Origin of the sequence: Deinococcus roseus (assembly GCF_014646895.1) — a bacterium.
Taxonomy (GTDB): Bacteria; Deinococcota; Deinococci; order Deinococcales; family Deinococcaceae; genus Deinococcus_C; species Deinococcus_C roseus.
On record NZ_BMOD01000035.1, the window covers coordinates 17,528 to 40,546 of the forward strand.

Annotated in this window: 18 protein-coding genes; 8 read left to right on the forward strand and 10 right to left on the reverse strand. The window is 57.8% G+C overall.

Annotation, left to right across the window (positions count from 1 at the left end):
- Positions 1-120 precede the first annotated feature (120 nt).
- Positions 121-2,880: a putative bifunctional diguanylate cyclase/phosphodiesterase gene (locus tag IEY52_RS23950; protein ID WP_189008230.1), complete on the forward strand. Its 2,760-nt coding sequence runs from the start codon at positions 121-123 to the stop codon at positions 2,878-2,880.
- Positions 2,881-3,155: 275 nt separating this feature from the next.
- The gene (locus tag IEY52_RS23955; RefSeq protein WP_189008233.1) at positions 3,156-4,082 is read left to right on the forward strand and encodes a serine/threonine protein kinase; all 927 of its coding nucleotides are present in this window, start codon (positions 3,156-3,158) and stop codon (positions 4,080-4,082) included.
- Here the strand turns inward: IEY52_RS23955 and IEY52_RS23960 are convergent.
- A complete protein-coding gene (locus IEY52_RS23960) occupies positions 4,059-4,703 on the reverse strand; it encodes an HAD family hydrolase (protein ID WP_229684951.1) in 645 nt (214 codons plus the stop codon). The two genes, IEY52_RS23955 and IEY52_RS23960, sit on opposite strands and share 24 nt — an antisense overlap.
- A gap of 290 nt (positions 4,704-4,993) precedes the next feature.
- Between IEY52_RS23960 and IEY52_RS23965 the strand changes: the two genes are divergently transcribed.
- Together IEY52_RS23965 and IEY52_RS23970 are read left to right on the forward strand one after the other, a co-directional pair.
- The gene (locus tag IEY52_RS23965) at positions 4,994-6,511 is read left to right on the forward strand and encodes a Ppx/GppA phosphatase family protein (protein WP_189008236.1); all 1,518 of its coding nucleotides are present in this window, start codon (positions 4,994-4,996) and stop codon (positions 6,509-6,511) included.
- Positions 6,512-6,530: 19 nt separating this feature from the next.
- Entirely contained in the window at positions 6,531-6,866 is a 336-nt protein-coding gene (locus IEY52_RS23970) for a hypothetical protein (RefSeq protein WP_189008240.1), read from the forward strand.
- 31 nt (positions 6,867-6,897) lie between these two features.
- On the opposite strand, the gene IEY52_RS23975 is transcribed toward IEY52_RS23970, so the two are convergent.
- From IEY52_RS23975 to IEY52_RS23995, 5 genes are all read right to left on the reverse strand, one after another.
- The gene (locus IEY52_RS23975; RefSeq protein ID WP_189008243.1) at positions 6,898-9,063 is read right to left on the reverse strand and encodes a PP2C family protein-serine/threonine phosphatase; all 2,166 of its coding nucleotides are present in this window, start codon (positions 9,061-9,063) and stop codon (positions 6,898-6,900) included.
- Positions 9,064-9,065: 2 nt separating this feature from the next.
- Positions 9,066-9,860, reverse strand: a complete 795-nt coding sequence (locus IEY52_RS23980; protein WP_189008246.1) for an FHA domain-containing protein — start codon at positions 9,858-9,860, stop codon at positions 9,066-9,068.
- Positions 9,861-10,010: 150 nt separating this feature from the next.
- Complete coding sequence (locus IEY52_RS23985; RefSeq protein WP_189008249.1) at positions 10,011-11,252, reverse strand: serine/threonine-protein kinase; 1,242 nt, start codon at positions 11,250-11,252, stop codon at positions 10,011-10,013.
- Between the two features lies 1 nt (position 11,253).
- A complete protein-coding gene (locus IEY52_RS23990) occupies positions 11,254-12,633 on the reverse strand; it encodes a vWA domain-containing protein (RefSeq protein ID WP_189008252.1) in 1,380 nt (459 codons plus the stop codon).
- Between the two features lie 163 nt (positions 12,634-12,796).
- Positions 12,797-13,507, reverse strand: coding sequence for a hypothetical protein (locus IEY52_RS23995; protein ID WP_189008255.1), 711 nt, complete (start codon positions 13,505-13,507; stop codon positions 12,797-12,799).
- A gap of 157 nt (positions 13,508-13,664) precedes the next feature.
- On the opposite strand from IEY52_RS23995, the gene IEY52_RS24000 reads away from it, so the two are divergent.
- The 3 genes from IEY52_RS24000 (at position 13,665) to IEY52_RS24010 (ending at position 16,165) form a co-directional block, all read left to right on the forward strand.
- Positions 13,665-13,985 (forward strand): PadR family transcriptional regulator, encoded by a 321-nt coding sequence (locus IEY52_RS24000; RefSeq protein WP_189008258.1) that lies wholly within the window; start codon positions 13,665-13,667, stop codon positions 13,983-13,985.
- 3 nt (positions 13,986-13,988) lie between these two features.
- Positions 13,989-15,011, forward strand: a complete 1,023-nt coding sequence (locus IEY52_RS24005; RefSeq protein WP_189008261.1) for a permease prefix domain 1-containing protein — start codon at positions 13,989-13,991, stop codon at positions 15,009-15,011.
- Positions 15,012-15,115: 104 nt separating this feature from the next.
- The gene (locus IEY52_RS24010; protein ID WP_189008300.1) at positions 15,116-16,165 is read left to right on the forward strand and encodes a cytochrome-c peroxidase; all 1,050 of its coding nucleotides are present in this window, start codon (positions 15,116-15,118) and stop codon (positions 16,163-16,165) included.
- Positions 16,166-16,220: 55 nt separating this feature from the next.
- On the opposite strand, the gene IEY52_RS24015 is transcribed toward IEY52_RS24010, so the two are convergent.
- The 3 genes from IEY52_RS24015 to IEY52_RS24025 all read right to left on the reverse strand — a co-directional run bounded on the left by IEY52_RS24015 (position 16,221) and on the right by IEY52_RS24025 (position 20,314).
- Positions 16,221-17,423: an MFS transporter gene (locus IEY52_RS24015; protein WP_189008303.1), complete on the reverse strand. Its 1,203-nt coding sequence runs from the start codon at positions 17,421-17,423 to the stop codon at positions 16,221-16,223.
- Between the two features lie 426 nt (positions 17,424-17,849).
- Positions 17,850-19,016, reverse strand: a complete 1,167-nt coding sequence (locus tag IEY52_RS24020) for a pyridoxal-phosphate-dependent aminotransferase family protein (RefSeq protein WP_189008306.1) — start codon at positions 19,014-19,016, stop codon at positions 17,850-17,852.
- A gap of 254 nt (positions 19,017-19,270) precedes the next feature.
- Complete coding sequence (locus tag IEY52_RS24025; RefSeq protein ID WP_189008309.1) at positions 19,271-20,314, reverse strand: serine hydrolase domain-containing protein; 1,044 nt, start codon at positions 20,312-20,314, stop codon at positions 19,271-19,273.
- 119 nt (positions 20,315-20,433) lie between these two features.
- Between IEY52_RS24025 and IEY52_RS24030 the strand changes: the two genes are divergently transcribed.
- On the forward strand, positions 20,434-21,066 hold the full coding sequence (locus IEY52_RS24030) for a winged helix-turn-helix domain-containing protein (protein WP_189008312.1): 633 nt from the start codon (positions 20,434-20,436) through the stop codon (positions 21,064-21,066).
- A 136-nt stretch (positions 21,067-21,202) separates the two neighbouring features.
- On the opposite strand, the gene serA is transcribed toward IEY52_RS24030, so the two are convergent.
- Complete coding sequence (gene serA / locus IEY52_RS24035; RefSeq protein WP_229684952.1) at positions 21,203-22,768, reverse strand: phosphoglycerate dehydrogenase; 1,566 nt, start codon at positions 22,766-22,768, stop codon at positions 21,203-21,205.
- Positions 22,769-23,019 lie beyond the last annotated feature (251 nt).

Consider the following 23,019-nt stretch of genomic DNA (forward strand, 5'->3'; position numbering starts at 1 on the left):
CTGAAACACCATCAAAGTCATCAGGCTGGCATTTGAGGTTTTTGTGAGATCAGGAATGGTATCACTGTACATAGAGATTACAGTTGCCTCAGGCTTTCCGCCCTGTCCTCCGGGAGAAACATGACCCAGCACGAAGACATTCAGTTCACCCATGAAGGTCTGATCCAGGCAGTGCTGACCCATGGCATCCTGCTGAATCCCGATCAGCGGTGCATGGAGGTGCATGGCAATGCCCGGCAGTGCCTTCAGCGTCCAGACTGGCACCAGCAACCCGTGGATCAGGTGCTGCATGCTGAACTGGCCAGCGAATACCACCGTTTGCTGGATGAACTGCAACACATCCAGTCTGCCAGTGTTCATGGACCCCACCTCACCCTGATTCCGCTGTTTGAAACGGGATGGATGGTGCTGAGAATCAAAACCGAAGTGCAGGAGCGGCGCAGGGAAAGCACAGCGCTCAATGCTGCGAAACCCCCCGAGAAACCTTTTGATGCAGCAGTGGGTCTGGTGTACCTGTCTGCAGAAATGACCATACAGTACGCCAATCAGGCTTTTGCAGATCTCACCGGGTTTGCAGGCACCGACCAGCAGGAAGCCCTGCAAACCCTGATCCATGACCTGTTTCCCCAGGTTTCCGATGCCCAGCGAGAACAGATCCACACCTTTCAGGATGCAGCCGGGCAACTGCAGGAAGGCCTTTTCACGCTGAAAGCCATTCAAGATGCCCATGGAACACTGCTGAGGTACATCCTGCAACTGCAACTGGTGTCTGGCAGGCCCGAGGTCCAGGAGCTGCAGCAGCAGGAAGAACGCTGGCGTTACGCCCTGGAAAGCATCGGGGATGGGGTGTGGGACTGGGATGTGTCCAGGGATCATTTTTACCTGTCCAGCACATGGTTCCAGATGATTGGTTCCGAAATGCCCAGAACCCCCCAGAGCCTGCAATGCTGGCTGCAAAGCCTGCACCCGGAAGACCAGGGCACCGCCATGAAAGCCCTGCAGCAATGCGTGCAGCAGGACCCTTCTGCCTGTCAAGTGGAGCTGCGGGTGCGTCATGCAGATGGTGCAGCTTTGTGGATGCTGGCCCGGGGCAAGGTGGTGTCCCGCGACACCAGCGGGGTGGCCATGAGGCTGGTGGGCACCCTCACCGACATCACCCACCTGAAGAACACCGAGCTGGAACTGCAGCGCATGTCTGAACGCATTCAGCTGGCCACCCGCACGGTGGGCATTGGGGTGTGGGAGTGGAACATCGAGCAGAACCGCATGGTGTGGGACCAGCACATGCTGGACATTTACGGGGTCACGCTGGACCAGTTTGAGCAGAACACCCTCACCGCCTGGGACCAGCGCCTGCACCCGGAAGACGCAGCACGGGTTTTGCAGGAAGTGGACTGGGCGCTGGCCGGGGTCAAGCCTTTTGAAACCGAGTACCGCATTGTGCGTCCAGATGGCATCGAACGGGTGATCCGTTCCAGTGCCTCTGTGGTGCGGGGCAGCAATGGTCAGCCGCTGCGTTTTCTGGGCGTGGACTGGGACATCACCGCCCACAAGCAGGCCGAGGAATTGATCCAGTACCAGACCCACCATGACACCCTCACCGGGCTCCCCAACCGCAAACTGTTTGTGGAGTTGCTGGAAGCCAGCATGAAAGAGCACCAGAGCAACAACCGCATCTGTGCGGTGCTGTTCATCAATCTGGACCGCTTCAAGGATGTCAACGACAGCCTGGGCCACGAGGCCGGAGACATGCTGCTCAAAGAGGTGGCAGCCCGTTTAAAACTGTGTGTGCGGGAAAGCGATCTGGTGGCCCGGGTGGGCGGCGATGAATTCACCGTGCTGCTGACCGGTCTGGAAGACAGCACCCAGGTGGGCAACATCTCAGAGCGCATTCTCGGGATCCTCTCCCATCCTTACCAGATCAAACAGAAGCCTTTTCTGGCCTCTGCCAGCATCGGGATCAGCCTGTACCCGGCAGATGCCCAGGATCCCGAGGAACTGATCGGGGCCGCAGACCAGGCCATGTCGGTGGCCAAAGGGGAAGGCAAGAACTGCTGGCGGGTGTTCACTTCTTCCATGTTGCAGGCCACCCGTGAACGCCGCACCGTGATTGCCGACTTCACCCTGGCCCTGAAACGCCAGGAGTTCGAGGTGTACTACCAGCCCATCCTCTCCTACGACCATCCGGAAACCCTCAAGGCAGAGGCGCTTCTGCGCTGGAAGCACCCCCAGAAAGGCATGATCAGTCCAGGGGTGTTCATTCCTCTGGCCGAAGAAGTGGGCCTGATTCACGCCCTGGGAGACTGGTGTCTGAAACGGGTCTTGCAGGACCAGCAGAACTGGCAGGCAGAGGGGCTTCCCTGCCCGGTGATCGCCATCAACACCTCTGCCAAGCAATTCACCCATGACGAGGTGGCCCGCAAATGGCTGAAAGCCCTGCAGGACTTTGGGGCCAGCAGCGACCAGCTGATCATGGAAATCACCGAAAGCCTGCTGTTGCAGCAACAGAGCGAAGTGGTCGGGCAACTGAAAATCCTGCGGGATGCTGGAATCCGCATTGCCCTGGACGATTTTGGAACAGGATACTCCAGCCTCAGTTACCTGAGTTCCTTTGAGCTGGATTACCTGAAAATCGACCGCAGTTTTGTGCAGGGCATTGTGCAAAACAGCAAAGATGAGGCTGTGACAGATGCCATCATTGCCATGGCCCACAAACTGGGCTTGCAAGTGGTCGCTGAAGGGGTGGAAACCCTGGACCAGGAAGAGGTTTTGCGCAGACAACACTGCGATTTCGCCCAGGGCTACCACTATGCCCGCCCCATGCCTGAAGCGCAGTTTCGGGAGTTTTTCACCCGCAGGCAACTGGCTTCTCAGCAATGAGCCGCTCCATGAACAGCAAAATGCTGGCACCTTACGGTTCTTGTTGTTCATTTGACCTAAACTGCACGCAGGACAGCAGCAGATCTGGAAATCCAGAATCTGGAAAGTCATAAATCCCGCTGCAGACACACAAAATCGCTTTCAGCTTCGTCCTTTATTTGTAAACCCTTAAGCACTTGCAAGATGAAAGATGTAAGAATTCTGTGTGAACAGGTAAACTAGACTTCTAGGGATCAACAAACACCAAACAGGTCAGCAATCTGAAAGAGGGTTTCATGCGGGATTACACTGTCACACGCATACTTGCAAAAACCGGAATGGCACTGGTTCGGGTTGCCGAAGATCCAAACGGTGAGGAAGTGGCTCTGAAAACCCCGCTGCAGAGCACCCTGGATGACCCCGACCAGCTCAAACGTTTTGCCAACGAGATCGGCACCCACCTGCAACTGAATCACAACAACATCGTGCGGGTGGTGGAGGGCTCTGCCCACATCAACAATCCTTACATTGTGATGCACTACTACCCGGATGGCAGCCTGGACCGTTACCTGCAGGAAAAAGGCAAACCAGAGCTCATCAAGGGCCTCAAATTCATGCGGGACGTGGGCACGGCCCTGCACTACCTGCATGAACAGGGCTTCGTGCACCAGGACATCAAGAGCAGCAACATCTTCCTGCAGGGCGACAAGGCCGTGCTGGGGGACTTTGGCGTGACCGTGAGCATCCAGAACCCCAAATATGCCGCAGGAAGCCCTTTCTACATGGCCCCCGAGATTTACCGTGGAGAACCCGGCAGCATCGAGAGTGATGTTTACAGCCTGGGCATCCTGACCTATGAAACCCTGACTGGAAATCGGCCTTACCATGGCAAAACCTACGATGAACTGCTGATGGCCCACCTGACCCAGTACCCCAAATCCCTGTTGCAGAACAACCCGGACCTGACCCGCAAGGCGGCCCTCGCCATTGAGAAAGCCCTGGCCAAAAGCCCCAGGGACCGCATCGACCTCAACCATTTCATTGCGGCCCTCGATGAGAACATCAAACGGCTGGAAAATCCCTCGGCGGTCCCCAAAGAAACAGCTCCTGTGCAAAAAGAGCGCTACAGCGGCAACCTGAGGAACACCCCTGCCCAGCACAGTGAACCCGAGGAAGACAAAAAAGGCTTTTTTCAGCGCTTATTTGGCAAAAAGCGCTCTTAAATCCTTCAAACCACCTTTCAGGGACTCCAGGCGTTTGCAGTCTGCAGAAAACTTCTGGGTGGAGGTCACCCTGTTGGGCACCACCACACAACGCAAACCTGCACCCAGCGCTGCAGTGGAGCCATTGAAAGAATCCTCAATGGCAATGGCCTGATCTGCATGCAAACCCAGTTTGCTGAGGGCCAGCAGATAAAGGTCTGGGGCAGGCTTGACCTGGGGCACCTCATAGCGGGTGGCAAACACCTCGAAGTACTGCTGGATGCCGTGCTTGCCGGTCCATTCGTCAATCCATTCCCAGTCGCTGCTGGTGGCCATGGCAATGCGGATGCCTTCGGCTTTTGCTTCCTCAAAGAGTTCTTTTACACCTTCTCGCAAGGTGGCTTCCCCGATGCGCTTCAGCACATCCTCGCGCACCTGCGCATGAAAACCATCCCGCTCCGCTTCGGAGAAGTTGAACGCTGCCCAGGGGTCAAAAGCCCCCCAGGTGCCAATGCCACGTTGCCACTCAGAAAGCTGCAAAATCCTGCCCTGCCGCTGGTAAAACGCCTCATAGGCTTCAAATTCAGGGGTCTCGGTGTCCAGAATCAGGCCGTCAAAATCAAAGATCATCGCTTCAAACACAGCTCACAGTTTACCCCCCTGATGTTCAGAGAACGGTGAGCTGGGAGGGAAAAGAGCGGTCAGCCGTCAGCCATCAGCAGTCAGCACAAGATCCTCTAGAGCTTTTGCATGCTGCAGGATGTTGCCAGGGCTCCTGTTCCGCACGTTTCCTGGCTTGCAATCTGCGACAAGCCAACAGCAGAGTGTTTTTGTCTGATGGCTGACGGCTGACGGCTTCTCAAAACCCACCGACCCGCCAGCGAACAAACCCCCCTGATGCCCTCCCTGAAACATTCCGCTAAACTGTGCTCATGCGGGTTGCCATTGCCGACGTAGGGACCAACTCCTGCCACCTCCTGATCGGTGAATTCAAAACCGGACAGGTCAGCAGCTACCACATCATCGAATCGCTCAAAGACCGCACCCGTCTGGGGGAACACCTGCAAGAAGGTCGCCTCACCGAAGAAGGCTATGAGCGCCTGAAAACCGCACTGTCCCGCTTCAAAGTGATTGCCGAAGTCAATGAAGTCTCCGACTTCGTGGTGTACGCCACCTCCGCCACCCGGGATGCCGAAAACGGCCCTGAGGTGGTGCAACGCCTGCACGAGGAAATCGGGGTCAACATGCAGGTGATCAGCGGTCAAAAAGAAGGCGAACTGACCTACATGGGGGCCGCCTCCAGCGTGGAATTTGCCGAAAGGAACCTGCTGCTCGACCTGGGAGGCGGCAGCCTGGAAGTGGTGCTGGGAAACAAACACACCGCCCGCAAGGTGGTCAGTGTGCCCCTTGGGGGGGTGCGCCTGCGGGAGATGTTCCTCAAGAAGGATCCGGCCACTCCAGCGGTGCTCTCACGCATCGAGAAGCACATTCTGGACACCCTTGCCCCACAGCTTGCAGATTTTGCTTTGCAACCTGGCACCAAGGTGATCGGATCGAGTGGCAGCATGGAATCTGTCGCTGCCATCCTGGCCACCCGGTCTGGACTGGCCAGCCTGGGCATCAATGGCTTCAACTTCAGGGTCAGCGACCTGCAGGCCCTGTACGAGGAACTGCGGCACAAAACCCTTCCCGAACGCCTGAAAACCCCGGGGCTGGATCCCAAACGGGCAGACATCATCGTGGTGAGTTTGCTGGTCTTGCTGACCACCCTGAAACTGCTGGGGGCCACCCAGGTGACGGTCTCCACCGGGGCACTGCGGGAAGGCATGATGATCGAATACCTCGCCCGGGAAGCCGATTACGAGGCTCAACTCTCCCCCAGACAGCGCAGTGTGCTGGAAGTGGCAGAGCGTTTCCGTTTCGATGCCGCCCACGCCAGACACGTCACACAGACTGCCAAGGAACTGTTCACGCACCTGCTGGAACACGTGCGCTTCCTGCCCGAAGCCAGAAGCATGCTCAGGGCCGCAGGAATGCTGCACGAAATTGGATTGCTGGTCGGGCAAAGCAGCCACCACAAACACAGCCAGTACCTGATCCGCCACTCGGGCCTCAGGGGCTACGAACCCTGGCAAATCGAGGTGATCGCGCTGGTGGCCCGCTACCACCGCAAAACCCCACCCAGACCCACCCACACCGAATACCAGACGCTCAGCAAAGAGCAGCAACTCCTGGTCCGGCAACTCTCTGCGATCCTGCGGGTTGCAGACGGTCTGGACCGTGCCCACACCCAGAACAGCATCATCCACAGCCTGATCAAAGAAGGCACAGGATGGGTGCTGTACGTCACCCCCGGCCACATCGTGAATTTGTGGGGGGCCAAAGAGAAAAGCGATTTGTGGAACCAGGTGTTCGGTCCCCTCAACATCCTGCAGTGGGACGAGGTGTGATGTTAAACTCTAATCCAACATGTTGCATTTTTACGCCATTGCAGACCAGCATCCTGAACCCGACACCCTGATTGATCTGCGTTTTCTGGGGTTCATGTCGGAGCGGGAACACCAGGACTTGAAAGGCCTCTGGGAAGCCGTAGAGGGCACCTCTCTGAACTTGCAGGAAGGCTTAAAAGTGCGCCTGCTGCTCTCCCAGGTGAAAGGCCTGCAAGAACAATTGCTGGGCCTGTATGAACACAAGCCCCACCTGTGGGAACACTCCAGCTACAAGCATTTCGAGGAGGTCCTCAGGGTGGCCCTGACCGAGCACTGCGGAATGCTGGTGCTGCCCCACGAAAAGAAGCCCGGTTGATGCCGGGCTTCTTGCTGAAAGGATGGAAGGTTTACTGGATGCGTTCGGCAATCAGCACGGTGGCGTTGTCGGGGGCACCGGAAGCCAGGCTGGCCTGAATCATCTGGTCTGCAGCCTGCTCCAGTGAAAGTTCCATGAAGCCCTGCAAATCTGCAAAGCCCACCTCTCCCCACACCCCGTCGCTGAGCAAAAGCAAGCGATCCCCTACAGCGACCGTGAAGCCCAGTTGCATCACGTAGTCGGGCTGGTGCTGTTTGAGGGAACCCAGAGAGCGCAGAACCTTGTTGCGGTCCGGGCTGTTCTCGGCTTCTTCGGGGGTCATCATGCCACTGGCGACCAGGGCAGCCACCAGCGAATGGTCTTTGCTGATCTGCTTGAGGGTGCTGCCCGAGAAGGTGTAAGCGCGGGTGTCTCCGACATGGCCCAGCACCACCTGGCTGTCCCGGGCCACCACGCCAGAGAAGGTGCAGCCGCCATCCTGGCCGTTCATGTTGTCCAGCACGGCCTGATTGCATTTCCAGATGGTGTCCTCGATGTTTTCAGTGGCCGCCACCTGCAGGAAGGTCTGCACTGCAGCCTGAGAAGCAACTTCTCCAGCAGCCATGCCCCCCATGCCGTCTGAAACGCAGGCCAGCAGCAGGGTCTGTCTGGTGTTGTGGGTGTAAACCTGCTCCAGGCGGTAGGCGTAAGAGTCCTCATTGACCGGACGGTCCGGGTTGAGGCCCACGGTGGAGCGGGCCACCACTTTCCACTCCACGGTGGGCGCGGCTTTCAGGCCACCGAGGGCACTGCGCCACTGTTCGGGGTTGGCCCGTTTGCTGGCAGGTTGCAGGGACTGGTACAGCAGTTGTGGGACGCCTGCCACCTGGACGCTGCCCAGCAAAGCACGTGAGGCCCCTTCAGCAGGCAGGAGTTCTCCACTCAGCAGGCGGTACAGCAAAGCCCCCAGAAAGAACACCCCTTCTTTGCCTGTGGCAGGCAGACCGGACATCACTTCAGGCGCAGTGAACCCTTCCCGGTACACGGTGGTGACGGGCTCTCCAATGCGGGCCAGACGCGGAGGGAAGCGCAGGCGCAAACCTTCCGGGGTCATCACCAGACCATCCGGGTCCAGGTCAATCAGGGCATAACCCTGCTTGTAAAGGCTGAACACGTACTGGCTCAGGGCATCCAGAAGCTTCAGGGCTTCTGGAAAGCTCTGGGGAAAGGTCAGCACCTCTCCCTGGGTGTCGGGAAAAACCACCCCTTCGTTGCCCGAATACAGGGCTTTGGGAGCAATACGGTGGGCCAGCAGGCTTCCCCACAAAGCCTGGGGTTGCAGGTGCACCAGCAGGTTCTGCCCCTCTTCAGAAGCAGCGCTGAACCAGCCTCTGGGAAGGGCGTCCCTCACCCGGAAACGCACGTTTCCCCACTGCTGCTGCTCTTCGCGCTGCAAGGTGGGTTCTGTGAAGGTGGGAGGCAGGATTTCTTCTTCCAGAAAGTCATCCTGAGCAGCAGTCTCGGTGGTTTGTTCTGGCAGGGGTTCCATGACCTGGGGAACCGGAAAACTCATCTGAATGGCTGGAGCAGGTTCCAGAACATCAGGATGGGAAGCAGGCTCTGCAGCCTGGATTTCCCCTTCAGGTCTGGGATCCTCAATGGCAGGTGGGGTCTCATGGGGAGGCACATCCGCAGGTTCATCTGCCGGAGGAGGCAGGTCTTCAGGGATCGGCTGGCCAGGGTCCTGCACGGGCACTTCTGGCAAGCTGGGCGGGTCTTCTGCAGGGGTTTCAGGTCCAGTTGCAGGATCGGCACTCGCAAGTTCAGCACCATGCACTTTCTGCACCTGTTCTGCAATCACCTGTTCCAGACTGGTTTCCCCATGAGGGCTTTCAAAGTTAAAGGTCTGTTCCTCAATGACATCCTGGGGGTTCAGGCCTTCTGCATTGACGGCTGCTTCTTTAATGACCTCTTCACTGCCTGTTTCTGCAATGACAGGTTCTGCAGCTTCAGCGTTTGCATCCTCAGGTTCTGCACCTGCCTCTGGGGCCTGGTCTTCAGGCGCATCCTGGGCGGTCATTTCGTGAGGCTCGGGGGCCAGCACTTCCTGCACTACAACTTCTGAATCAGCAGCTTCTGAATCAGGAGAGCCAGATGGACCGGGAGGAGTCACCTCTTCCCGGTTTTCGGCCTCTTCCTGTGGACGTGGGTCCGTCATGGTCAATCCTCCTGGAAGATCATCAAGAGGTTCCCGAAGGCAATCTCATCCCCATTGCTCAGGGCAGTGGGTTCTGCAAGACGGGGACCAAAATTCACATCTCCGGACTTGCGCAGGAACACCCCGTTGGTGGAGCCCAGGTCTTTGACTTTCCAGCGTCCATCCTCGAAGAACACCTGGGCGTGACGGCGGGACACATGCTCAGAGCCGGGAAGTCCGGTCACATCGATGTCCACAGGGCCTGTGGAGGCATCAAAACGGCCCACCGTGAGGGCACCTGCCACCAGCGGAATGCTGTCTCCAGAGAGCACCCCATATTTCTTGATGGCCAGTTTGGCAGGAACAGGGCCGCTGCTCACAGGTGCCGGGGTGGGCACAGGAGCGGGTTCAGGTGCAGCTTCTGGAGTGGGTTCAGAAGTGGCTTCTGGTGCTGCAGGAACACTGGTGCTTTCCTGTGCTGGCACAGCTTCAGGCGTGGAAGGCTGCACATCTTCCAGGGGTTCTTCCAGCACATCTGCTGCCGGGATTTCCGGTGTGGCAGGGGTTTCAGGAGTGGAGGCTTCAGGGGTGGGCACTTCCAGAGGGGTGCTCTGGGAGATGGGTTCCTGCACCTCGGGTTGTGGGAGGGGTGGGGTGGGGGGCACCACATTGCTGTCAAACGTGCTGCTTTCAGGCAGGGGGGATTCCCTGACTTCGGGGCTGGAAGAGGTGGGGGTGGCGGCGAGTTCCACACCGCAACCATCGCAAAAACGGGCTCCATCAGGATTCTGGGTTCCACACACCTGGCAAACAATCATGTTGACTCCTTTCAAGTTGAGACAGGATCAATCCTTCCCTGTCCGTCGTCACTTTTGGTCAGAAGGCATTCTGTCCTCTGGCGGCTGTCCTGATCTTTCCATTCGCTTTGCTCAGGTCAAAACGCGCAAAGCCCGCTTTGACCGAAAGCATCAGCGTCCCATCCATTTCACGGCTTTGACACCAGCATAAGCTCCCAATGCACCCAGCGTAAGCTGTCCCAATGAGGAAAGGGAAAACTCCTGACTGAGGCGCGTTCCAGCCCAGAAAGCACACAGCGGCAGCAAGAAGGGCAAACTCCACCACAGAAAACGGCCCAGAAAGAATCCGACTGCTCCGACCACCAGGGCACCTTCCCACAGGCCGTAACGGAAACCCAACAGCGCACCCAGGGCCAGAAAAAACCAGCTGGCGTTTTCTGCTTTCAGGGTTTGCACAGCAACGGGGCGTTCTGCAGGTTTCTGTCTGGGCTGCAGGGGAGCACCTTGCAGCAGGTTCAGCAGGTTCTGGGCACTCTGGGGACGGTCCTGCACATTCAGACTCAGGCTGCTTTGCACAGCATCTTTCAGGAAAGCAGGCACCTTGCCTGACACTTCTGGAAGCTTCATGCCCAGCAGGCGGTCAGTGGCATTCACTGGAGGCTGCCCGGTCAGTGCGTGGTACAGCGTGGCCCCTAGGGCGTAAATGTCGGTGTAAGGCGCAAATTTGGCCTGGGTGGCGTACTGCTCTGGGGCAGCGTAACCGGGGGTGACCATGCGGGTGTACTGCATGGTTTTCTCACTCTGGTAGGGCCTGCTGGAGCCGAAATCAATCAGCACCACACGTCCAGAGCCTTCCAGGAAGAGGTTTTCGGGTTTGATGTCGCGGTGCAGAATGCCCGCCTGATGCATGTCCTGCAAGGCTTCTGCGCTGCGAATGGCGATTTTTAAAGTTTCTTCGGGGGAAAGTGGCCCTGAGGCCAGCCTCTCTCCCAGGGTCTCTCCCTGCAGGAATTCCATCACCAGGTAAGCGGTGTGGTTTTCCTCGAAGGTGTCCATCACCCGCACGATGCCGGGATGCTGGAATTTTGCCAGGGCCTGACCTTCTTTGAGAAAGTCTTTCCGGGTGTGTTCCAGCAGTTCCAGGCTGCCTGTGACAGGCAAAACCAGGGTGCCCTGGCGGGTGCAACCCTGGGGAAAGAGTTCCTTGATGGCCACCTCACGGCGCAGATTCAAATCTTCTGCCCGGTAGGTGATGCCAAACCCGCCCTGCCCAATCACCTGCTGAATGCGGTACCTCTGCCCATGCAGCAGGCTGCCCACAGGCAGTTCTGCACTGTAGGAGAGGGGTGAACCGCACCTGGGGCACCGCTGGGGGGTGCCCTGCAGGGCTGCTGCGCAGGACGGACAGATCAAATCAGGCTCCAGTGATGCGGCGGATTTCCTCGTCAGAAGGCAGGTTCTGACCGGATTGGATGGTCTGGGTCTTGGCCCCGATCCTCAGGGTCTTGGCGGTGCCCAGGCTGATGGTCTTGGAGGTGGTGAGTTCTTCCAGGGCACGGTCCAGGGCCTGGGTCATGTTGTTGTTCCCAAGGCGCTGGGTCATGCTGCGGGCCAGTTCCAGGGTTTTCTGGGCCTGCTGGGGGTTGGAAGAGGCTTCTTTGGTGGCCTGGGCCACCAGCATTTCAATGTTGCGCTGTTGCACCCACTGCATCACGTCTGGTGCGATCACGCCAGCGCGGGTTTCATCGCTGGTGAATTCTGCCACCACGTCCATGGGAGGGAGTTCTCCACGAAACTGCTTGCCAGGAACAATGTAGGTCAGGCCAATCTGGGCCAGACGCACCCGTGCAGGAATGCGGGCAGGCAGGGTGAATTCCAGAATGAAAATGCTGCCCTGTCCGGCTTCCACGTTGCCCAGAGGAAATGGGCTGCTGCGCAAATCCACTTCGGTCTGGGTGGGAGACACGCGGGTGACGCGGGTGAGCTCCACGTCTTTGACGGTTCGCACGCTCAGTTCCACGTTGGTGATCACCTGGGCAGCGGCCTGTTTGATGTCTCCCAGCAGGGCTTTGGGCAACTCACTGGCCCGGACAGATGGAGGCTGGGGGTTCTGGTTGTCCGGGACCACATCGAAAGCCTGTCCCTGGGTGCGGTTGGTGAGGTCCAGCAGGAGGTCAGTGTTCACGTCGTCTCCGACACCCACGGTGGTGACCGGAATGCGGTTCTTGACGTAAAACTCTGCGGCCACCTGACAGACGGGCTCGTCAAACGTCTGGCCATCAGAGAGCAAAATCATGCGGCGGCTGCCGCTTTCTTTTTCCAGCAGGGTGGCGGCTTCTTTCATGCCTGCCCCCATGTGGGTGCCGCCCGAGAACTTGGTCAAGAGACCTGCAGCGTCCAGCAAAGCCTTCTTGTCTTTTGCAGGGGTGAAGGGAAGCAGCACCTTGGCCCGGTCATCAAATTTGATCAGGGCGATGCGGTCGTCTTCCATGAGCAGGCCCGAATTGAAAATGTTCTTGAGGGATTCCACCACCAGTTCAATCTTGCTTCTGGCCCCCTCGACCACCTCGTAGGTTTTGCCATCCACCTGCATGGTCTGTCCGGTGCGTCTGGAGGGTTTGGTGACCACCTCGTACATGCTTCCCGAGGTGTCCACCACGAAGGCCACATCCAGTTGTGGTCGCGCCTCTGTGGCCTCCTGGGAGGGAGTGAGGGTCAGCATCGCAAACAGTTTCTGACCTTCCACATGGGCCAGCAGAAACTCGCGATGCAATTTCAGTTGCGTGTTGAGCATTAGGGTCTCCTTTAATCCGTCCTGACTGATGTACGTGATTTTAGATGGGGGAGTTCCATGGTTTTGCCGACACCTCCATGATCCAGCAATTTGGAGGGTGAGTCTACACCCTCCGTTGCAATTTGCCTGTGTGGTTGTTTTGGGCTTTTTGCGGGATGCCCTGTCAAAACTCTGTTGGGGCCTCGGTCATTTTTTCGGTGACGATGCCATGGTCCAGGAAGCGCCAGGTGGCATTGAGGTTGACCTGACAGACCACATGCACAAAGGTGATGACCAGCACAGCCAGCAAGGTGCGCACCCAGGTCAGTCCGGCCTGACGGAATCCCAGCAAAAGCAGACAGGCCTGGTATGCAAAAGCCAGCATCCCTGAGTAGAACATCACTTTGAAAGGGAGGCTGTGCTGGATCTGCGCAAACAGGTAACGGGCAATGTCGCTGGAATTGAAGTAGGTCATTTCTTTTTCCAGGATGGCTTTGGTGGCTTCCAGGTCTGCCGGGAAAGGCAAAAGCAACCCGCACACCAGCAACACCACACCCCACAACAGAAACGGGGTCAGCGAGGCCACCCCAATTTCTGCTGCCCTGGCCTGTGGTCCCAGCCACAGATACCCCAGCACCAGCACCCCCAGGGTCCAGAACATCTCTGAAATCAGACCACTGAGCAAAATCCCCACATACAGAATGATGGGTTGCTCTGAACCCAGCGCCTGATAAAACCGGATGTAACAGGTCAGGGCACACAGCACCGGAAAAAAGGCACACAGGGCAAACCAGCCCAGCATCTTGCCATTGTCGGGATAGGTGCGGGTGAGAACAGAAAAATAAAGCGCTGGATGAAACAAAACACGATATGGAGAATGGGCTTTCACAGTCACAATTTTGACCTCCTGTTTCAGAATGCCAGAAAAACCTGCGCTTCAGAATGGGTGATATGACTTACCTTTCTGGATTGACATTCAGGCCTATCCCCTCCCTTGACTTTTGCTGCATATCGGATCACGATATAGATAATCTAAAACCAGTGGAGTGACCATGGACGCAAACCTCATCAAAGGCCATCTGGACCTGATCCTGCTCAGCATTCTGGAGGGGGAGGCCAAATATGGACTGGAAATCAGCAAAGAAGCCCAGGAGCGCACCGAAGGGTATTTTGACCTGAAAGTGGGCAGCCTCTACCCCGCCCTGCACCGCCTGGAACAGGCTGGATTGCTGGCCGGAGAGTTCCGCACCGCCCCCAGAGGTGGCAGTCTGGTGAAATACTACTGGCTGACCAATGAAGGCAAAGCCGATCTGGAACGCAGACGCCAGGACTTCACCACCTTCACCCGCACCGTGGAATCGCTCTGGCGGTGAACCATGCTGAGCCGCGCTGAACGCTACATTCAGACCTGCACCCACGGCCTGCCCCCCAAGAGCAGGCAACTGGTGGCACTGGAATTGCGCGGCCACATTCAGGAACGCACCCGGGAATGGATGGAACAGGGCCTTCCCCATCCCGAGGCCCTCAACCGGACCCTGGAAGAACTGGGGGCACCTGCACAGATTGGCGCAGGATTCAGAACCGTGCACTGGAACCACACCCTGCTGCGCTCGGTGATGCTGTGCGCTCTGGTGGTGGCCCTCAGCCCTGGACTGTTCCGTTCCAGCCTGCCTGCCCTGGCCCTCACCAATGAGGCCTTCATCCAGAGGCACCAGGCCGAGGAGTTGCTGAGCAGCCTGGGACTGACCTCTCCTGTTGAACTTCCCGACCCACCCATCAACGTGTCCTTCAATTACAAAGGCAAGGACATGGTGCGCACGCCCAGCCTGCGCTGGAACGACCAGCCTTTTGTGAACATCTCCTACCTGCTGCTGGCCCTCAAGCAGGCCGGACCCATCCATGTGCAAGGCTGGAACAACCCGGTGCTCTCCGTGGAAAACACCCGCGTGTCGCTGGGAAGCCCCGAAAAGCCCATCACAGCCTACCCCATCTACCTGAGCGAACTGCAACGCATCATCGGGTCCCAGTATTCCGGGCAGCGTATGGTGTTTGCCACCCCCTCCTCCCAGGAGAACCGCAGCGGCTTCTTTCTTTCCGCTCCACAACGTTCTGGTGAAGTGTATGCCCTGGTGGCCGCCCATCAGAGCGAAGACGGACTGGAATTCGCCATGGATGTGCTGCCCTCCTCTGCAGATGGCCTGCTGAATTTTGAGCTGGGCTACCTGTTCACCCATCTGCAACTTTACGGCTCCTGGAATGCCTTTCAGACGGCTTCCCTGCATGCCCCTTACGGAGCCAGTGCCAGCCGTCCCGTGCCAGCCATGCTGGTTTCACTGTCCAGCACCCTGGACGGCACCTTCACGGTGCTGCCCAGATCAGGCATCTTCACCGCCAACTGATTTTTGGTTTCAGGGCACCTGCATGTGGCAGGTGTTTCAAAACAGCTTTCCAGCACAGACCCCTTGAGGGGTCTGCAGGTCCCCCATTCTCCAAGGAGGTCAGCATGGTATTCCCCATGAAAAGTTTGCTGCTTGTTCCCCTGCTCGGTTTGCTGTCTGCAGAACCCGCAGGTTCCGCAACCCCTTACGCTCTGGGGTTGCCTCCTCTCCCCGCACCTCAGGCTGAAACGGTGGTGCGGCTGGGGTCAAAAGTGTTTTTTGACAACACCCTCAGCCGGGACAGCCATGTGGCCTGCTACAGCTGCCACAATCCAGCCACCGCCTTTGCCAGCAACCAGAGCACCGGGCGTGGGGTGGACTTTCAGCTCGGCACCCGCAATGGACCCAGCCTGCTCAATGTCAGCTTCCTGCACACCTTCATGTGGGATGGCAGGTTCAACACCCTGGAAGAAAGCGTGCTGGCCCCTTTCACCAACGCCAGAGAAATGGGCATGAAAAACATAGACGCTGTGCTGGACCGCCTGAAGGCCGATCCCGTTTACCAACAGGCCTTCAAAACCGCCTTCCCAGACGAGCCGGAGCCCATTCAGGCCAGCCATCTGGCCCAGGCCCTGACCGCCTTTCTGGGCACCCTGAATTTCGCAGATTCCGCTTTTGATCGCCACCAATACGGCAAAGATCAAAATGCCCTCTCCGCAGCCCAGAAACGCGGCCTCAAAGTGTTCCAGAACCAGGGCAGGTGCAACGCCTGCCACACCATCGGGGAAAAAGACGCCCTTTTCACCGATGAAAAATTCCATCTCAGCGGCAACTTCCTCAGCACCAGTCTGGCCTTTGCAGACATTCCTGTCCTGAAAAACAAACTGCAACTGGCCCAGAACATGCCTCTGGGAGACGCCATCCTGACCCACTCTGAACTTGCAGAAATGGGACGCTTCATGGTCACCCGCAACCCCACCGACACCGCAAAATTTCGCACCCCCAGCCTCAGAAATGTGGCCGTCACCTTCCCCTACTTCCATGACGGCAGCACCTCCAGCCTGAAAATCGCGGTTCTGCAGGAAGCCCAGATCCGGGAAAACGACCTGGCCCCCGGAGACATTGATGATCTGGTGGCGTTTCTGGAAGGGTTGACAAGTCGGGTGGTGCAGTAGGAGCAACTTCCAGTTGGGCGCAGCGTGCTGCGCCCCTACAGCATTTCTGCTCAAATCACCCCCTTCTCCCCAGTAACCCCATAAGCAGCACCACTGGCCCGGCCAGCAAAAGCCACATGGCAGAATTCAGGCCGTAATGCTGTGCCCAGGCGCCCAGCAGGAAAGGGAAAATGCCGCCCACCAGACCGGCCACGCTGCCCAGGGCCAGCACTGTGCCGCTCTTTTCGGGGAGGCTGGCGTACAGTCGGGCCTGCAGGATGGCATACCAGCCGGAGGTCAGCAGGCCCAGCACACCCAGCAGCACCAGTTTGATCAAAAGGGGTTGAATCAGCATGAAAAGGGGAAAGACCAGAAGCAGGGCAAACACGCTGAAACGCATGTAGACCATTCCAGACACCCGTTCCAGCAGGGGAACCACCAGGGCGTCTCCCAGCAGGCCCACTCCTGTGAGCACCATCACGGCGAGGGCGGCCTGGGCTTCGGTGGTGCCTGCCACATCCACAAAATACAGGGCCACGAAACCCCGGAAGATGTCCAGCATCAGGTTGGCGAATTCCAGCAGGATCAGGTACAGGCGCACCTCCCGGTTCAGCAGGGCCTGACCTGCCCCTTTTATGGCCTCAAGCAAGGTTTCCTGCTCTTGCTGCTCCGGGTCAGCAGGTGGGTTGGCCAGCAGATGCCGGATGCGAAACGCAAAAAGCAGGGCCACCCCCATCAGCACAGCCAGAACGGCAAAAGCAGGCCGCCAGCCCAGACCCAAAAGGGCCAGCAACCCCACCAGCAAAGGTCCCAGCACGTTTCCCAGCGATCCAGCCAGTGCCCACCTTGCCATGTTCTGTTCGCGGCGTTCGGGTTCGGCATCCATCCAGGCGGCCTGCATCAGGTTCACAAACATGCCTGCCGAGGGGTAATACAGGGTCATGGCGATCAGGAGGCCCCAGAACCCCCCACTCACAGCAATCAGGGCCATGCCTGCGGTGTAGGCCAGACCGCCCAGCAGCAGCAGGCGTTTTCGCCAGCCCAGGTCTGCCAGCAGGCTGAGGACGGGTTCGATCAGGTTGGCCAGGAAAGCAGGAACACTGAGCAGAATGCCCACCTGCAAATAAGACAGGGACAGGTCTTTCTGGATCAGGGGCCAGGCTGCACCGCTGACCCCATCCACCAGTTCATCCATGAATTCGATGCCCAGTGCAGCCACGAGCAGCAGCAGGGCAAAAGCGGGTCTGGGTTTTTGTTTTGTGAAGTTGGCGTATTTCATGTTTCTCCTCTGGACATGGCTTGAAGTTGGCTTGAATCTGAAGGCCTTCAAGCTTCCTCAAGGAGGAGAAAGTCCGGTGCATGACTCCACCCATCTGCACAGGCAGATGGCGGGTTCACCCCATTTGTGAGGGCTGCAAGATCACCAGGGAGGGAAACGCATGTCTCAGCATAGAAAATGGGGCTGAGGTCCGTCAATGTAGGCCAGATGGCGGTGCCATGACACTGCCGAGGGCCGGGGGCTGAGGGCAAAAAACAAAAGGCAGTGACCCACTGTAACGCAGTCATGCCAGGTGAAGCATCTCTTCGAAAGCATGCAGCAGCGTCAAGCAAAGAGCAGAAGGCAACATCCTGTCCTTCCGCTCTGGTTTTGGTTGGTTTTTGAGTGGTCCCTTGAATTTCAGCCCTTGGCGCCCGGCGCTCGGCCTTACTGCGTGACCAGCTCAGGAGCAGCATCTTTCAGCGCATCCCAGGCCGCTTTTACAGCCACACCGCGTTCGAATTGCACACCCAGACCTGCAAAAACATCTTCCAGAATGCCTGCCACGGCCAGGGCATCATACCGGTCATAGAAGCCCATCAGGGAGATGCGGAACATGCTGTCCTTGAAGGCATCCTGACCTGCAGCGGCACGTGCGCCTCTGGCCTTCATGGCATCTGCCACCTGTTTGCCACTCAGGGGGGCAGGGGGAACCAGTGCAGCCGTGGCAGGAGACACCCGCTCTGCAAAGTTGCTGCACCCCAGGGCCAGACCTGCAGCCACCAGGGCGTTGTTCATCTTCTCTTTTTCAATCCACAAATCTTCCAGGGGGATGCTGACCAGACGGGAGGTGCTGACGGTCAGGGCCTGGATCAGGTTGATGGCCGGGGTCTGGGCGGTCTCGCCGTTTTTCTGGCTTTTCAGTTCCTTGGCGAGGTCCAGGTAATACCGTCTGGGATTGGCTTTGCCAGAATTCAGCACTTCCAGTGCTCTGGGAGACAGCATGGCGAAACCCAGTCCGGGAGGGGCAGCCACCCCTTTCTGGGAACCGGAGACAATCACATCCAGATCCCAGGCTTCAGGGCGCAATTCTGCAACAGCGTAACTGGTCACAGCGTCCACGTAGATCAGGATTTCGGGGTTCACAGCACGCACAGCTTTTGCAATGGCTTCCAGATCGTGCAGCACGCCCGTACTGGTCTCGCTGTGGGTGATGAACAGGGCTTTTTTGCCTTGCACGGCACCAGCAACCTCTGCAGGTTTCAGGGCCTTGCCCCAGTCGGTGCTGACATAAGTCACGCTGTACCCGAGTTTTTCGGCCATCTGGCCCCAGCGTTTGCCAAATTTGCCCGCCTCGGCGCACACCACTGCTGCACCGTCTTCCAGCAGGCTCAGCATGGCCGCCTCAAAAGCACCGGTTCCAGAGGTGGTGGTGATCAGCACTTCAAAATCCGCACCCAGCAGTCTGGAGAGGTTCTCGCGGGCTTCCAGAACGGCCTTTCTGGCCTCGGGGGTGCGGTGGTGAATCTGGGTCTGGGACAGGCTGCGCAGGGTGTCCGGCGAGACTTCCACAGGACCGGGGGCAAGCAGACGTGGACGGTTGAATGCGCTCATGGTCTGAGTCTAGCACCGGAGTTGGTGTAAGAAGGACAAAAAGGCTAGAGAAGACGCAAGAGCTGCCAAGGGCCGAGGGCTGAGCGCTGAGCGCAGAAGGTAAAAAGCAAAAGCGGCACAGAAGTGGGTTTTGCAGACTGTTGCAACTTGTAGAAAACAGCAGCCTGCAATCATGGTTTTGCTCTGCAACATTCTCCGGCAAATGCCAAATGTCAGGTTTTTGGCCCTCGGCGCTCGGCAAGTTTTCGGCCTCTTCACCTGAACAAACCTTCCAATCCCCCCTCCCTGAGCAACCGGACAAAAATGGTTTTCCCCACCTGCAAGGTTACTTCGGTCTGGCGGTTCATCAGCAGGACCACCCCGATGTGGGTTCTGGGATCGAAGTACATCATGGTGAAAACCCCCTCATCTCCCCCGTTGTGCCCGATCAGGCCTTTGTTGAGTTCCCAGAACAGGGCCTGACCTCTGGGTTTCCGGACTTCTGGGAACTGTTCTTTGAGCATTTGCTGCACGGTTTTGCTTTGCAGGATGCGCTTGCCATTCAGCACTCCCCCATTCATCATGGCGGCCAGAAAACGTCCCAGATCGTTTGCACTGGAACGCAACTGACCATCGGGCCAGGTGGGGTAGCCGTAATGGGGCAATGGGTTTCCTTGTGCATCGTAGGGAACTGCAATTTTCTGGGTCTGGGGGAAACCTTTGAGGAACCAGTGGGTGTTTTTCATTCCCAGAGGACCAAAAATCTGTTTTTCACTCCACACATTCAGAGGCATTCCGGTTTTTCGTTCCAGCACGTAACCTGCCAGTCCCAGACCCACATTGCTGTACCCGTAAGTTGAACCTGTTGCCAGAAAGTGCTTCGGGACAGCCAGATACCTTTTCAGGAAAGTTTGCAGGGTGGTTTTGGAATCTCCAGGGCCATAAGAAGCATCCAGCACATCGTAATCATCATGAATGCCCGAAGTGTGGGTGGCCAGTTGCCGGAGGGTGATGAGATGCTTGACAGCCACATCGAAAGGCAAGAGGGAGCGAATGTCTGCATCCAGAGACAGCTTTCCCTGCTCCACAGCCTGCATGATCGCTGTTCCAGTCACCACTTTGCTGATGGAGCCCAGCATGAAAGGGGTGTCGGGGGTCACAGGAAGGTTTTTCTCTTTGTTGGCCTGACCGTATCCGGCGCTCCACTGCACCTTGCCTTTTGCCACCACAGCAATGGAGAGGCCCACAATTGCGGGGTTGCTGGCCTGCTTTGAAACAAAAGCCTGCAGGTCCTGCACGGACCCAAAAGACTCAGCCATGCTCCATCCACCCATCAGAACACCGATCCATAAGGTTCTTTTCCAGTTCATGCCTTCAAGCATGCAGGCAAAGCTACTGCAGGCATCAGGGGTGTTCTTGAGCAGATACACTGAAAACCATGGCCCAGACCGTCACCCACCCCAGAGCCATTGAACTGCTTTTTGAAGACAGAACCTTTGCCTGTCTGGAAGCCCTGATGCAGGCTGAATTGCCCGTGGGTCAACTGGCAAAAAAGACAGGACTGGCTCTGGGAAGCGCCCTCTACCGGGTGCAGCAGCTTTCAGAACAGGGTCTGGTCCAGGTGGTCAGGGAAGAAAAGCGTTCAGGTCGGGCCATCAAACACTACCGGGCCACCTCTGAGGCTTTTTATGTCCCTTTCAGTGCCACCCACCATGAAACCGTGGAAGACCTGTGGTGGAAGGTGCTTGGACCCATGTACAGGACAGCCCTTGGCACTGTCTTGAAACGTGCAGAAGCGCAGGAGGTGCCTCTGGAAGAAGGAGGCATCCTGATCCAGACAGACCCGGAAGGTGGGCTGGACCTGCACATCCTTCCCCGTGCTTTGCCTGCCACACCAGACATCCCAGACCGCCCTGTCAGCATGCTGAACTGGGACACCCTGACCTTGCCACACGATCAGGCCAGGGTTTTTAAGCAGGAATTGCAGGCCCTGGTGCAGAAATATCAGGGGCAGACTGAAGGGCATGAATATGCGTTTTTCTCTGGGCTGATTCTGGAGGATACAAAATAAAAAATTCGGCCTTTTCGCCGATTGATAAGATAAATATATTCCATTATGCATTATTCGTCAAGGATAACCAGGCCATCCCATCAAACAGCAAAACATCCTCTTCCCAGGTGAGAAGAGGATGTTTTGCATGCAGGTCTTACACCTCTACGAGGTAAGCGCTCTCAATCACGTCCAGCGCACGGATGGCTTCCAGTTGCTGGGAGGTGAGTTTGTCGTCCAGGGTGAGGGTGAACAGGGCCTCGCCGCCTTTTTCTGCACGGCCCAGGGCCATGCCTGCAATGTTGACCCCCTGGCTGGCGAGGTAGGTGGAGAGGGCGGCCACTGCGCCGGGTTTGTCCAGGTTGGAACAGATCAGGATGTAGCCCTGGGGCTCAAGTTCCACCCGGAAGTTGCGCAGGCGGGTCAGACGGGGGGCATTTCCGAAGGCCGTGCCCCCCACGGTGCGCTTGCGGTCCCCCTGACGGACGATCACGCGGATCTCGTTCTGGTAGTACTCGGATTCTTCCAGGGCACGGGTCCCAACGCGCAGGCCACGCTCTTTGGCGAGGGCACGGGCATTGATCATGTTGGGGGCTTCTTCGGTGGTGCCGCTCAGGTAGCCCACCAGCACACTGGTCACCACAGCTGTGGTGTCTGCGGGAAACTCACCGTAGAATTCCACCTCCACAGCGTTGGCTCCGGGCAGCAGTTGGCCCTGAATTTTGCCGAGCTTGCGGGCAATTTCCAGGTAAGGTCCCATGACCTCCTGGGTGTGGGCATCCATGGCAGGAGCGTTCACAGCACCTCTGGACACATCACCTTTGAGGGCAGCCAGCACGCGGTCCACAATCTCTGCACCCACACGCTCCTGGGCTTCTGCGGTGTTGGCTCCCAGGTGGGCAGTGATGGCCAGATTGGGAGCGGTCAGGAAGGGGTGGTCTTTGGTGGGGGGCTCATCCTTGAACACATCAATGCCAGCAGCGAACAGGTGACCGCTGTGCAGGGCATCCACCAGGGCCTGCTCTTCGATGATGTTGCCACGGGCAGCGTTCACCACAATGGCTCCGGGTTTGAGGAGGGCCAGTTCACGGGCACCCACCATGGCTTCGGTTTCCTCGGTGAGGGGGGTGTGCACGGTAAGGGCATCCACCTGACCCAGCAACTCGTCCAGGCTCTGGGCGCGTTTCACGTCCAGCATCTTGAATTTCTCGTCGGTGACGTAAGGGTCGTAAGCAACCACTTTCATCTTCAGGCCCTGGGCACGGGTGGCCACCAGCGAACCAATGCGGCCCAGACCCACAATGCCCAGGGTGCGGTCTTTCAGCTCGATGCCCAGGAACTTGCGGTCCCACACGCCACTGACGGTTTTGGTGTGGCTGCGCACCAGACCACGGGCAGAGGCCAGCAGCAGGGTGATGGCCAGCTCTGCAGCAGACACGTTGTTGGACTCGGGGGCGTTCAGCACCAGAATGCCTTTGCGAGAGGCGTATTCCAGGTCGATGTTGTCCACACCCACCCCACCACGGCCCACCACACGCAGTCTGGTGCCTGCATCCAGCAGTTCCTGGTCCACACGGGTGCGTGAACGGGTGATCAGGGCGTCAAACTCGGGCAGGCGGCGCAGCACATCTTCGCGGGCCATGTTCGGGATGTATTCAATGTCAAACCCCTCATGGTTCAAATTGCCGGGGTTCATTTCGTCACAGATCAGCACACGGTACATGAAAGACATTATTGGCGGTTTGCATAGGGGGGGTGGATTTTTGAATAGATCAATGGAGAGGGCCGAGGGCCCAGGGCCCAGGGACGAGGGCAAATTTGAAAGCTTTGGCTCGAGACTTTTGGGGTTGCTGGAGTGATTTTGTTTGGGCCAATCATGCTTTCGGCCCTTATGTAGTGTGGATCGGGTAAGTTGGATCTACGTCAAGCCAGAGTCCAGACCCCCCTTCAGCCCTTGCACATCCCAGTGAGCCG

Bases quoted from the DNA above. Each gene is read 5' to 3' on its own strand.
- serA (WP_229684952.1), bottom strand. From the start codon at position 22,768: ATGTACCGTGTGCTGATCTGTGACGAAATGAACCCCGGCAATTTGAAC.
- IEY52_RS24000 (WP_189008258.1), top strand. From the start codon at position 13,665: ATGGACGCAAACCTCATCAAAGGCCATCTGGACCTGATCCTGCTCAGC.
- IEY52_RS24020 (WP_189008306.1), bottom strand. From the start codon at position 19,016: ATGAGCGCATTCAACCGTCCACGTCTGCTTGCCCCCGGTCCTGTGGAA.
- IEY52_RS23955 (WP_189008233.1), top strand. From the start codon at position 3,156: ATGCGGGATTACACTGTCACACGCATACTTGCAAAAACCGGAATGGCA.
- IEY52_RS23975 (WP_189008243.1), bottom strand. From the start codon at position 9,063: ATGACGGACCCACGTCCACAGGAAGAGGCCGAAAACCGGGAAGAGGTG.
- IEY52_RS23980 (WP_189008246.1), bottom strand. From the start codon at position 9,860: ATGATTGTTTGCCAGGTGTGTGGAACCCAGAATCCTGATGGAGCCCGT.
- IEY52_RS24015 (WP_189008303.1), bottom strand. From the start codon at position 17,423: ATGAAATACGCCAACTTCACAAAACAAAAACCCAGACCCGCTTTTGCC.
- IEY52_RS23970 (WP_189008240.1), top strand. From the start codon at position 6,531: ATGTTGCATTTTTACGCCATTGCAGACCAGCATCCTGAACCCGACACC.
- IEY52_RS24030 (WP_189008312.1), top strand. From the start codon at position 20,434: ATGGCCCAGACCGTCACCCACCCCAGAGCCATTGAACTGCTTTTTGAA.
- IEY52_RS24005 (WP_189008261.1), top strand. From the start codon at position 13,989: ATGCTGAGCCGCGCTGAACGCTACATTCAGACCTGCACCCACGGCCTG.
- IEY52_RS24025 (WP_189008309.1), bottom strand. From the start codon at position 20,314: ATGGCTGAGTCTTTTGGGTCCGTGCAGGACCTGCAGGCTTTTGTTTCA.
- IEY52_RS23965 (WP_189008236.1), top strand. From the start codon at position 4,994: ATGCGGGTTGCCATTGCCGACGTAGGGACCAACTCCTGCCACCTCCTG.
- IEY52_RS23990 (WP_189008252.1), bottom strand. From the start codon at position 12,633: ATGCTCAACACGCAACTGAAATTGCATCGCGAGTTTCTGCTGGCCCAT.
- IEY52_RS24010 (WP_189008300.1), top strand. From the start codon at position 15,116: ATGGTATTCCCCATGAAAAGTTTGCTGCTTGTTCCCCTGCTCGGTTTG.
- IEY52_RS23950 (WP_189008230.1), top strand. From the start codon at position 121: ATGACCCAGCACGAAGACATTCAGTTCACCCATGAAGGTCTGATCCAG.